Genomic DNA, 12,872 nt, shown 5'->3' with positions numbered 1-12,872 from the left:
GAGTGGGATGAGCACGGCCGAGCCCGCGCCCCGCGATGAGTCGGTGCGCGCGCTCATGCCAGCCTCGCCTTCCCCGCCGTGACCAGGACCTTCTGACCGTCGCGGCGGCTCAGGAGGCCGTCCGCGGTGAACTGCTCGACCGTGCGCTGGACCTTCTGGAGGAACGCGGCGCGGTCGGCGAAGCCGCCGTCGCCCCACACGACGTCGAGGAACGTCGTCCCGTTCGGCCGCGCGGCGTTGGCGACGCCGCTGTCGAGCCCTGCGAAGACCACGCGGGGCTCGGAGCGCTCGACGTACATGTGGTACTGCGTGTCGTCGCCCGACCACGCGGGCTCGAACGTGAGGTCCCCGAGGCGGAAGTACCCGTTCCCGAGATCGGTGAACGCGCCCTCGAGCGTGCCGTCGAGGCCCATGTGGGCGTAGAGCGACAGCTTGAGGTACTCGCGCGACGCGCTGCGCGCGAGCAGGACGGTCGGCCCGTTCTCGATGCTCTGGATCGCGGGGTTGTCGATCGTCGGCACGGCGCGGATGCTCAGCGGCATCGTCACCTCGACGACGTCGCCGGGCGACCACGAGCGCGACACGCTCACGTACGTCCCCGGCACGGCGTCGAGCTCCTGCTCCACGCCGTTGACCGTCACCGTGAAGCCCTTGCGCACCCAGCCGGGCACGCGCAGGCGCAGGTCGAGCGGCCCGGAGCCGTTCACCGTGAGGCGGGTCGCGCCGACCTTCGGGTACTGCGTCTCCTGGACGACCTCGAAGCCCTTCTCCTCCCACGTCAGGGTCGAGGCGAGGTAGAGGTTGACGTACAGCACCTCGCCGTCGACGGACCGGAAGTACACCGAGTCGCGGTACTTGACGTGGTTCTCGAGCCCGGTCCCGCCGCAGCACGTGCCGGTGTTGCCGTACTCGCGCCGCGTGCCCGGGTTGACGCCGTACATGTACGTCACGTCGGGGCTCGTCGTGGACTGCGTGTTCTTCTTCGAGCCGACGATGTGGTTGAGCAGCCCGCGCTCGTAGTACTCCATGTACTTCGGGTCGAGCGAGTGGAAGTACAGCAGGCGCGAGAGCTTGAGCATGTTGTACGTGCCGCAGGTCTCTGCGTTGCGCGCGCCGATGTCGCCCGCGACGGTGTTCGGCGGTCCGAACAGCTCGCCCTCGCCGTGCCCGCCGTGCGCGTACGTGCGCCCGGGCACGACCATGCCCCAGAAGCCCTCGACCGCCTTGAGGTACCGCTCCTCGCCCGTGAGGTCGTAGACCTTGAGGTAGCCGGGGAACTGCGGGATGTGCTGGTTCGCGTGCTTGCCGTTGAGCGTGTCCGTGCCCGCGGCGCTCGCGTCGACGAGCGTGTTGAGGTCGAACAGCTTGGCCGTGGCGACGTACGTGTCGTCGCCCGTGATCGACGCGATGTCGGCGAGCACCTCGTTCATGCCGCCGTACTCGCCCGCGATGTAGATGCCCCACATCCGGTCGAGCTGCGCCTGCGGCAGCACCGACAGGCGGCTGTGCACCCACGCCGCCATGGACGACGCGAGCGCCAGCGCCTGGTCGTTCCCCGCGAGGCGGTAGGCCTCGAGCAGACCGGCCATGATCTTGTGGCACGTGTAGTACGGCGCCCAGATCTCGCCGTACGGCGCGTACTTCTCGAGCTGGCTGAACTGCCACTCGCCGTAGGCCGCGAGGAACCCGGGGTGGCTGAACCGCCCCATGGCCGCGAGCGCCGTCTGGACCTCCGCCAGGCCCTCGACGATCTGGTCCACCTTGTCGCGGAACACCGTCTCGCCCGTGCTCGCGTACGCGAGCGACACCATGGACAGGAAGTGCCCGCCGTAGTGGCCGCGCAGGAGGTTCGCGGTCTGGGTGTTCGCCCGGCCCGGGTAGTCGTCGGGTCCCCACGGCTGCTCGTTGGCGTGGCCGAAGCCCTCCCAGCCGCCGGGCGCGGACGCGCCCTGGGTGTCGAGCCCGGCGTTGCGCCGGAACACCGCGAGGACGCGGTCCACGGGGTACTCGCGCGCGAGGTGCAGGATCTGGTCCTGCGAGCGCGTCGCGACGCTCGGGGCGAGCGTCACGTCGGACATCGGGAACGGCTCGGCGGCCCAGCCGTGGGTCACCGAGCGGTCGAGGGACCGCAGGAAGGCCCGGCTGACGGGCGGTCCGCTCGGGACCGTCAGTGCCGGGACCGGCGGCGCGGCGAGGGCGCTGCCGCCGCCCGCGAGCGCGACGGCGCCGGTCGCCCCGGCGGCCAGCGCCCCGAGCCGCAGGACGGCCCGCCGCGAATAGCTGGAGTCGTGCACGTGCATGAGCTGTCGCTCCTTCTCACTCGTCGTCGAGTGGTGGAAGCGTCGTCGGCGGCAAGGAGGGAAGCCCCGCGTCCGACGCTCGTGCTGGTTTCCGCCCGGCCGCCGCGTCGCCGAGGGAGGGCTCTGGTCCGTCGAGGGAGAGGCGTGGTCGTGACCACACCTCTCCTCGCGGTACCTCGCCTCTCCCTCGGCGGGGTGCGGCCTCGCGGGTGTCAGGCGCAGTCGAGCGCGTCGACCTGCGCCTCGCGCGTGGTCGTCACCTCCTTCCCGTCGAGGGTCGCGACGCCGGTCACCGTGACGGTCCCGGCCGGGACCGCCGTCGCGCGGGCGGCGAACGACTGGTAGGCGTTCTTGCCCGGCGCGACGTCGGCGACCGTCTTCTCGCCGTACGGCGTCGTGAGCGTCAGCGTGACGGGGACGTCCTCCCCGTTCATCGCGCGGACCGCGACGTACGCCTTGCCCGCGAGGCAGCGCGGTGTCACCTCGACCGCGAGGTCGAGCTCGGGCGCCGGCGGCTGCTCGCCGTAGGCCGCGAGGAGCGCGGCGTGCTCGGCGGCCGTGATCGGCAGGACGGTGCCGTGGCGGGGGCTGCTCGGCAGGTGGGCGTCGACGGACGTCCACACGCCCGAGTCGAGGTCGGTGGACTCGAGCGGCAGGTAGCCCTGGCCGCCGTGGTAGCTCGGCTGGTCGACGAAGAGGTACCACTTCTCCTCGGTGTTCGACTTGAAGACGGTCGGCCCCTCGCCCGCGGTGAGCGTGCCGCCCCACGGGTTGGGCTGGCCGTAGCCGATCTTCTCGGCGACGAGGTCCCAGTCGGTCGAGCGCAGGTCCGTCGACTTCTCGAGGCGCGGGATCATGTACGCCTCGTCCTTGGTGAACCGGTAGTACGTGCCGTCGTGCTCGACGATCGACGAGTCGATCATCCCGAGGCCGTTGCCGCGCTTCTCGTCGATCCACACCTGTGGCTCGGAGAACGTCACGAAGTCGCGCGTCGTGGCGTACATCATGCGCTGGTAGGAGTCGGCGATGCGGCGGCCGTCGGTCGACGTCGTCGGGTAGAGCGCCGAGGCCCAGTAGACGATGTACTCGCCGCGCTGCGCGTCCCAGAACGCCTCGGGCGCCCACGTGTTGCCCGCGTACGCGCTCGACACCGTGACCATGCGCTGGTCGGACCAGTGCACGAGGTCGGTCGACTCCCAGATCATCAGCGCGCGCGACCCGCGCTCCTGCGCGTTGCCGAAGTTGTTGCCGCCGTAGATCCGCAGGTCGGTCGCGAGGAGGAAGAACCGGTCGCCCTCGGGCGAGCGGATGATGAACGGGTCGCGCAGGCCCTTCTCGCCGAGCGTCGACGTGAGCACGGGCTCGCCGTCGTTGAGCTCCACCCAGTCGAGCGGGTCGTTGCCGTTGCTCGCGCTGAAGTAGACCGACTCGCCGTCCGCGGTGCTCTCCCCCTCGAAGTACGGGAAGAAGTAGCCCTCGTAGTCGGCCGCGGCGGGCAGCGCGCGGACCGTCGCGTCGTAGGTGTGCGTCGCGGTCGCACCCTCCTTGGTCGCGGTCGCGGTGAGCCGCACGACGGCGGCCGGCTCGCCGTGGGCGGGCCGCGTCACCTCGCCCGTGGCCGAGACGGTCGCGGGGTCGGAGCTCTCCCACGTGAGGGCGGAGCCGTTGGCCCCGTCGGCGGGCAGCGTGAGGTTGCCGCGCACGTCGTCGAGGTGCGGCACGACGACGTGGCTCGCGTCCCACGCCACGGCCTCGGCGGGGGCGAGGTGGGCGAGCACGGTGACGTCGAACGTCGCGGTGCGGGCGACCGCGCCGCGCGTGACGAGCGCCGTGAGCGTCACCGTCGCGTCGTCCTCGCCGGCGGCGGGCCGGGTGACCTTCCCCGTGGCGCTGACGACGCCCGCGTCCGACGACGTCCACGTGACGATCGAGCCCTGCGCGCCCGTCGTGGGCAGCACGAGGTCGGTGGTGACGGCGCTCGTGTCGCCGAGGTCGAGCGCGGCGAGGTCGGCGTCGGCAGCCGCCGTCGAGGTCTCCGCCGCGAGCTCGCCCGCCTCGGCCGCCGTGAGCGCGCGGTCGTAGAGGCGGAAGTCGCGGACCTGGCCCTTGAGGTACCGGTCGCCGGAGTAGAGCGAGCGGCCGACGTAGTTCGCGGTCGTCTGCCCGCCCCCGATCTGGCCGGGGTCGGTCGTGACGTTCGTGGCCTGCTTGACCTGCACGCCGTCCTCGTAGAGCGTCGCGGTCGTGCCGGTGAGCGTGTACGTGAGGGTCTTCCAGACGCCGCGCTGGAGGTTGGAGCCCTTGGTCACCGTCTGCTCGGTCGACCAGTTCCCGGTGGCGATCGAGGTCCGGTAGGCGTTGCCCGTCGTGAACAGGTAGCCGTTGCCCGCGGTCCCGCTCGAGTTGCCGAGCCCGTAGACGAAGTACGGCGTCCCCTGGTCCTGGCTCACGAGCACGTCCAGGCTCACCGTGACGTCGGTGAGCCCGGCGAGCAGGTGGTCCGGCAGGTCGACGTAGTCGTCCGTGCCGTCGAGCGTCGTGCCGTCGGGGGTCGCCGTGCCGCCCACCAGGGTGGCCGGGCCGAACGTCGACCCCTCGGCGAGGTTCGCCGTCGTGCCGCCGGTCGTGCTCGCGGCGTCGAGCGGGTACCACGCGACGAGCCCGTCGTCGGTGGGCCCCCCGACGTCTGCGGCGGCCGGTGCGGCGACCGCCGTGGCGAGCGTGGAGACGGCGAGCGCCCCCACGAGCCCGGCGGCGAGCGCCGAGCGTCCTCGGTGTGCGGAAATCATGTCGTCCTCTCCTCGTCGAGATGCAGGTCGTGCCGCGAGGTAGAGCCCGCGGTCGCGAGGTAGAGCTCGGGGAGCTCTACCTCGCGACCTGCGGCTCTACCTCGGCGGGGTCGTCAGCCGCAGGCGTGCGCGGCGTAGGCGACGTCGTACGTCGTCGTGGCCGGGGTGCCGTCGAGCGTCGCCGTGCCGGTGACGGTCACGGTGCCGGCCTCGACCGACGTCGCGCGGGTCGCGAACGACTGGTAGGCGTTCGCGCCCGGGGCGACGCCCGCGAACGTCCTCGTGCCGTACGGGGTCGTGAGGGTGACGTCGGCGGGCACGTCGCCCGCGTTGGTCGCCCGGACCGCGACGTAGACCTTGCCCGCGAGGCACCGCGGCGTGGCCTCGACGGTCAGCTCGACCCGGGGCGCGGGGGTGACGTCGACCGGGTCCACGCTCTCGAGCGTCGGCACGACCTTCTGGATGAGGCCGTCCTCGCCGAACGTGAGGCGGTCGATCGTCGTCTCGCGGTGCGTCCCGTCGCCGCCGGGGATCGCGAACCGGTGGTACGCGATGTACCAGTCGTCCGTGCCCTCGACGTTGAGGATCGAGCTGTGCCCGGTCCCGAGGATGCCCTGCGAGGCGTCCTTCTCGAGGATCACGCCGCGGTACGTCCACGGTCCGTCGATGCTGTCCGACGTCGCGTAGCCGACCCGGTAGTTCTCCGAGCCCGTGTCGTCGATCGAGTACGTGAGGTGGTAGACGCCGTCCCGGTAGTTGAGGAACAGGCCCTCGCGGAAGTCGGTCAGGCCGGGGATGCGCCGCAGCGTGTCCTGCTTGATCGACGTCATGTCGTCGTTCAGCTCGGCCATGACCGGGCCGTTCGACGGGCCGCCGTTGCCCCACAGGAGCCAGTACTTCCCGGTCTCCGGGTCGCGGAACGCGGCCGGGTCAATGGCCTGTCCCGAGGTGACTGCCTCACCGTTGGTGATCATCGCCGTCGGCTGCGCGGTGAACGGGCCCTCGGGGCTGTCGGCCACCGCGACGCCGATCGTCTTCCGGTTGTAGGTCGGGTTGTGGCCGGAGAAGTAGAACCAGTACTTCCCGTCCCGCTCGATGATCGTGGGCGCCCACGCGTTGCCGGTCGCCCAGGGGACGTTCCCGTTCGCGCCGTCGAGCGTGAGGAACGGCTGCTCCGAGCGCTCCCACGTCACGAGGTCGGTGGACTTCCACACGTAGAAGTCCTTGCCGCCCCAGCCCGGCGTGCCGTCGGTCGTGGCGTAGAGGTAGAACGTGCCGCCGAACTGCGCGATGTTCGGGTCGGCGTACGTCCCCGGCAGCACGGGGCTGCCCATCTGCTTCGCCTGGACCGTCCACGTGCGCGACGACCCGTCCGGACCGGTCACGGTGTACGCCACGGGCTGCGTGAGGTCCTGCACCGAGCCGTTGGCGGGCGTCACCGTCGCGCGCGGCGAGACCGTGAGGACCGGCGCGAGCGCGGAGACGTCCGTGCCCGGTTCGACGGCGAGCGTCACGGTCGAGCTCGCCCCGTCGACGATCGCGGGCACCTTGAGCGCGTCGAGCTCGGCACCCGTGACCGCCGTGTGGTCGGCCCCGACCTGGTAGACCTCGTCCGCCGTGAGCGCGCGGTCGTAGATCCGGAAGTCCCGCACCGAGCCCTTGAGGTAGCGGTCGCCCGAGTACAGCGAGCGGCCGATGTAGTTGGCGAGCGTCGAGCCGTTCCCGATGTCCTTCGGGTCGATCGTGACGCCCGTCTGGCGGCCCACCTCGACGCCGTCCTCGTAGAGCACGGCCGTCGTGCCGGACAAGGTGTACGTCAGGTGCTTCCACACCCCGCGCTGGAGGTTCGCGTTCTTGGTGACGGTCTGCTCGGTCGTCCAGTTCCCCGTCGCGATCGACGTGCGGTACGCGTTGCCCGTGGTGAACAGGTACCCGTTGCCCGCCGTGCCGCTCGTGTTGCCGAGACCATAGACGAAGTACGGCGTCGCCTGGTCCGTCGCGACCTTGACGTCGAGCGCGACCGTGACGTCGGTGAGTCCGGCGAGCAGGTGGTCGGGCAGGTCGACGTAGTCGTCCGTCCCGTCGAGCCGGACGCCCTCCCCGGTGCCGGAGAACGCCGCGCCGTTGGTCAGCGTCGCCGGGCCGAACGTCGACCCGGGCGCGGTGTTCGCCGCCGCCGTGCCGCTCTTCTCGTCGAACGCGTACCGCACGACGAGACCCGGGATCTCCGTGGTCACCTCGACCGCCACGTACGCGGTGTGCGAGCCGTCGGCCGTGGTCGCCGTGACGAGCGCGTGGCCCTCGCCGACGCCCGTGACGACGCCGTCGGCCGAGACCGTGGCGACGTCCGCGTCGTCCGACGCCCACGTGATCGCGCGCGCCGTCGCGTTGGCGGGCGTGACGGTCGCGGTGAGCTGCCGCGTGCCGCCGACGCCCACCTCGAGCGACTCGGGGGTGACGCTCAGGCCCTCGACGGGGACGACGTCGTCGGTCACGGTGACGACCGCGCGGGCGCGGACGCTCACGCCGCCGCCGAGAGTGCCCAGCACCTCGAACGAGCCCGCCTGCGCGTAGGACGCCGGATCGACCGCGTCCCACGTGACGTCCACCGACCCCGTGGACCCGTCGGCGAAGCGTGCCGTGACGCTCGCGGGCAGCACCGGCGCGGAGCCGGTCTGGACGGTCACGGCGACGTCCTCGACGGACTCGACGAACGCGTCGGGCTGGTAGGTCTTCAGCAGGCGGTCGTACTCGGCCTGCGTCACGGGGAGCACCGTGCCGTGGCGCGGGCGCGACGGCATCTCGTAGTCGGTGGACATGGTCCACTCGGCCGCGTCGAGCGAGGTCGACTCGAACGGCACGTAGCCACGGCCGCCGAACTCGTCGATGAAGAGGTACCACTTCTCCTCGGTGTTCGACTTGAAGATCGTCGGGCCCTCGCCCTGGTTGATCCCGCCGCCGAGCGAGTTCGCCTTGCCGATGCAGTCGGTGATGAACTCGTAGTCCGTCGAGCGCAGCTCGGCCGCCTTCTCCGCGAGGATGAACTTGGAGCACGGCGTGGACGACGTGTTGTTCCGCTCGTCCTTGGTGAAGCGGTAGTACTGGCCGTCGTGCCGCGTCACGGTCGAGTCGATGACCGAGTAGCCCGGGTCGACCCACACCTGCGCCTCGCTGAACGTCACGAAGTCGCGCGTCGTGGCGTACATCATGCGGTTGTAGGTGTTGCCGGTGTGGTCCGGGTCGTCCTCCGCGTAGAGCTTCGAGGCCCAGAACACGACGTACGCGCCGATCGTCTCGTCGTAGTACGCCTCCGGCGCCCACGTGTTGCCGGCGGTGTCAGGCGAGACCTGCACGAGGCGCTGGTCGGTCCAGTTCACGAGGTCCGTGGACTCCCACACCATGATCGACTTCGAGCCCGTGCGCTGCGCCGCGTCCCAGCCGTTGCCGTCGTAGATCCGCAGGTCGGTCGCGATCTGGTAGAACTTGTCGCCCTCGGGCGAGCGGATGATGAACGGGTCCCGCAGGCCCTTCTCCCCCAGCTCGGACGTGAGGACGGGCTGGTTGTCGTTGAGGTTCTGGTACTTGAGCGGGTCGTTGCCCTGGCTGAGCCCGAAGTAGACCTGCTCGCCCGTGGCGGTGCCCTCGCCCACGAAGTAGGAGAAGAGGTAGCCCGCGAGGTCCTCCTGCTCGGGCAGCGCGGGGACGTGCGCCGCGAGCTCGCGCGTGGCGGTCGCCTCGCCCACGGTCACCGTCGCGGTGAGGGTCACGGTCTCCGCGTCCTCGCCGTGGCCCGGGCGCGTCACCTCACCCGTCGGGGTGATCGTGCCCGACGACGACGCCCAGGTCACGCTCGCGCCGTGCAGCCCGGTGGCGGGCAGGGTCAGGTTGCCGCGCACGTCGTCGAGGTTCGTCACCTCGAGCGCGGCGGCCGCGGCGTCCGCCTTGGCCTGGTCGCCGTCGCCCGGCAGGACCGTGACGTCGAACGTCCGCGTCTCGGTCGCGCCGCGCAGGGCCACCGTCGCGGTGAGCGTCGCGGTCGCGGGCTCGTCGCCCGCGGGCCGCGTGACCGCACCGCTCGCGGAGACGACCGCCTCGTCGGAGCTGGCCCAGGTCACCGCCGAGCCGCCGACGCCCTTCGCGGGGAGCGCGAGGTCGGTGACGACGGCGGTCGTGTCGCCGAGGTCGAGGGCCGCGGCGTCGGCCGCGACGGCGTGCTGCGCGCCGGTGGACGCGAGGTCGGCGACCTCCTGCGCGGTGAGCGCGCGGTCGTAGAGCCGGAAGTCCTTCATGCGGCCCTTGAAGAGGTTGTCGGCGGCGTAGGCCGACTTCCCGAGCGCGTTCGCGGTCGTCGTGCCGCCGCCGATCGCACCGGGCGTGATGGTCACCGCGGTGTTCTGCCCGACCTGCGCGCCGTCCTCGTACAGCCGCGCGGTGCCACCGCCGAGCGTGTACGTGATCGTCTTCCAGACTCCGCGCTGCAGCGCGGCGGCGGGGGCCTTGGCGGTGTTCTGCTCGCGACCCCACGCGAGGTCGGAGATCGACGCACGGTAGTTCGCGTTGCCCGTCGAGAACAGGTAGCCGTTCCCGGACTGCGGGGTGCCGACCGCCGGGTTGCCGAGGGTGTAGAAGAAGTAGTTGCCGGTCAGCGACGCGTCGACCCACACGTCCGCGCTCACCGTCACGGCGTCGTAGCCGGCGAGGAGGTCGTCGGGCAGGTCGACGTGGTTCGACCCGCCGAACGTCAGGCCCTGGCCGGGCTGCCAGCCGCCGCCGGAGCCGGTGAGGGTCCCGTCCAGGCCGTTGCCGGAGGCGTCGTGCGCGACGGTGCCCGCGGTCTCGTCGAGCGGGAGCCAGAGCCGAAGCCCCTCCGCGCTCGGCTCGGCCGCAGCCGGGACCGGCGCGGGTGCCGCGGGCATCGGGCCGGCGGCCGCCGCGCCCACGGGCGCGAGCGGTGCCACCAGCGCGAGCCCGAGCAGCGCGGCGAGCGAGCGGCGTCGGCGTCGGGCGCGGGGCTCCGCGGGCGTCGGGGGTGGTTCGTGGCGTGAGGTCATCGGTGACTCCTCGTCGTCGTGCCCGGCGGCAGCGCCGGTCGCAGGTCCGTCGTCGGACGCGCGTGTGAACGCTAACATGTGAGCGCAAACATGACGAGGGTCCAGGGCGCTCTACGTCGTGGAAACCGATATCGAGTTTCCTGCGGCGCCCGGCTCCAGCGGCGGAGCGGGCCGGCGTCCGGGACGCCGACCCGCTCCCCGGGGGTCTCGGCGCGAGGTGCGCGCCGTCCGTCCCGTCCTCAGCCCCCGCAGGCCAGCGCGTCGAACGCGGCCTCGTACGGCGTGCTCACGTCGGCGCCGTCGAGCACGGCCGTGCCCGTGACGGACGCGACCCCGGCCGCGAGCGACGTGGACCGGGCCGCGAACGACTGGTACGCGTTCGCGCCCGGCGCGACGTCCTCCACGACGCGCGTGCCGAACGGCGTGGCGAGCGTGACGTCGGCCGGGACGTCCCCGGAGTTCGTCGCGCGCACCGCCACGTAGGCCTTGCCCGCGAGGCAGCGTGCGGACGCGGTCACGTCGAGCTCGACGGCCGGGGCGGCGGCGTCGGCCGCGAACTCCCACGTGTCCACCTCGACGAGGTCGGCGCCCGCGGGGCCGGCGAACGTGAAGTACACGTCGTGGACGCCGCTCGCCCCCTCGAGGGCGGCGGTCACGTCCGCCCACTCGCCGACGGGGGTGTCGAGGTCGAGCGTCCCGACGACGGCACCCTCGCGGTCGTCGAGGCGCACCTCGACGGTGGCGCCCTCGACGAGCGGCTTGACGCGCGCCGTGACGCTCGCGGCACCGTCACCGAAGTCGACCGACGACAGCGCCGACCAGTCCCCGGCGTCGACGTCGCGGACGACGAGGTTCGGCGCCGCGTCCCCGAACTGCGCCGAGCCGCCGTCGACCTTCGCGGTGGCGAGGCCCTGCTGCCAGGCGAACGTCTCGGCCTCGAGCACCTGGAACGGGTCGAGGTCCTTGACCTGGTCCACGCCCGCGTAGTCCCCGACGACCTGCTGGACCGTGCCGTCCGCGTTGAACGTCAGCTCCTGGATGTGCGGGCTGCGGTAGCCCTGCGTGGTGTTCCCGTTGATGCGCTTGTTGAGCGTCGGCGCGTGGTACGTGAAGTAGTACTTGCCGTCCAGCTCGAACACCGACTGGTGGTTGTTGCCGCCCGTGCCCGCGCCGAAGAACTGCGACTGGTTCGGGAACATCACGCCGGCGTACGTCTCCTTGGGGAACGACATCGGGTCGTCGGAGATCATGTAGCCGATCTGCCCGCCGCCCGGGTACCCCGGGAGCGTGGCCTGGTTGCCGCCGAAGTCGTTCCCGCCGAAGTGCGACGAGTACGACAGGTAGTACTTCCCGTCGCGCTCGAAGACCTGCGCCGCCTCGAACGCCACGGGCGCGTCCACGACGGCCGCGGTGCCCTGCGTCGAGACCATGTCGTCGCCGAGCTCGATGACGCGGATGTTCTTCGGGTTGTTGAACCGCTCCGCCGCGGGCATCGACGTCGACGCCGGGCCGCCGCCGAAGTAGAGGTACGCGCCCTCGTCGGTGACGAGCGGCGCGGGGTCGAACTTCCAGGCCACGGCCTCGGCGCCCGGGGTGCGCCCGTCGATGAGCGTGCTGTCGCGCTCGCTCGTCCACGGCCCGAGCGGCGAGGCGCCCGTGATGACGTTCGACGACCCGCCGCCGTTGGCGTAGTAGAGGAAGTACTTGTCGACGCCGTCGACGGTCTTCTTCGCCATGCCCGGCGCCCACGAGTTGTTGGTGAACGGCGCGACGCCCTGGGGTCCGGCGACCTGGATCTCGCCGTGGTCCGTCCAGTTCACGAGGTCCTCGGACGAGATGAGCGTGATCTGGTTGATGCTGCCGTAGTTGATCTGCGGCGAGACGCCCGTCACCGGGTCGGGCGCATAGCCCTGGGTGTCGTTCGTCATGTACATGTACACGCGCCCGTCCTCGACGAACCCGAACCCGTCGGCCCCGAACTTGTGGGAGATGAGCGGGTTGTGCTCGCCGGGCAGCTTGCCGAGGACCTCGATGGTCTTCGAGGGCGGCCCGGGCGGGGCCGCGCCGACGACGGAGACGTCGTCGAGCACGAAGTCCATGAGGTGCGTCGCCGGGTCGGCGGACGGGTTGCTCGTCCACGGCGTCTCGAAGAACAGCCGCGCCGTGCTGACGTTCTGGTCGGCCGGGATCGTGAACCGGCCGTCGAACGTCGCCCACTGGCCCTTGGTCGCGGTGACGCTCACCAGGTTCGTGTACGTCCCCCCGCCGTAGTGCATCGTGGCGAAGAACTGCTTGGTGGCCGGGGCCGCGGCGGCGTCGTACCGGATCTTCGCGGTGAGCTCGTACGTCTCGCCCGCGCGGACCTTGCCGCTGAGGTCCTGCATCGGACCGGAGCCGGTCGTCGCGCGCTCGGTGGTCAGGGCCGCGGCCTCGCCCGCGAACGCCTGGTCGGTGGTCGACAGCACGGCCTTGTCGGTCGCGTTGCCGTTGTTGACGAACCAGCCGGTCGTGCCGTCCTCGAAGCCGCCGTTGACGACCAGCTCCTCGTCCGCGGCGTACGACGGGAGCGCGGCGAGCGACGCCGAGAGCAGCGTCGCGAGCGCGGCCCCGGCGACGGCGCCGCGCAGGCGGCGTCGTCTGCGGTGGTGCGTGTCCATGGATCCTCCTCGATCGATGTGTGTCGTGCCTCGTCCGCGCGCCTCGCGCGGACGGTCGTGCCCGACGGCGGTGTC

General features: G+C 71.7%; 4 protein-coding genes. All 4 read right to left on the bottom strand.

Annotated features, from left to right (window positions below):
* Positions 1-53 precede the first annotated feature (53 nt).
* Positions 54-2,300, bottom strand: coding sequence for a beta-L-arabinofuranosidase domain-containing protein (locus ABRQ22_RS18100; protein ID WP_353707736.1), 2,247 nt, complete (start codon positions 2,298-2,300; stop codon positions 54-56).
* A gap of 212 nt (positions 2,301-2,512) precedes the next feature.
* Positions 2,513-5,089 (bottom strand): immunoglobulin-like domain-containing protein, encoded by a 2,577-nt coding sequence (locus ABRQ22_RS18095; protein WP_353707735.1) that lies wholly within the window; start codon positions 5,087-5,089, stop codon positions 2,513-2,515.
* A 113-nt stretch (positions 5,090-5,202) separates the two neighbouring features.
* Positions 5,203-10,140: a family 43 glycosylhydrolase gene (locus ABRQ22_RS18090; protein ID WP_353707734.1), complete on the bottom strand. Its 4,938-nt coding sequence runs from the start codon at positions 10,138-10,140 to the stop codon at positions 5,203-5,205.
* A 239-nt stretch (positions 10,141-10,379) separates the two neighbouring features.
* A complete protein-coding gene (locus ABRQ22_RS18085) occupies positions 10,380-12,797 on the bottom strand; it encodes a family 43 glycosylhydrolase (RefSeq protein WP_353707733.1) in 2,418 nt (805 codons plus the stop codon).
* Between the last annotated feature and the right edge of the window lie 75 nt (positions 12,798-12,872).

Origin of the sequence: Cellulosimicrobium sp. ES-005, assembly GCF_040448685.1 — a bacterium.
Taxonomy (GTDB): domain Bacteria; phylum Actinomycetota; class Actinomycetes; order Actinomycetales; family Cellulomonadaceae; genus Cellulosimicrobium; species Cellulosimicrobium cellulans_G.
Note: the sequence above shows the minus strand (reverse complement) of the source record. Positions and strands in the feature narration are given on the sequence as shown.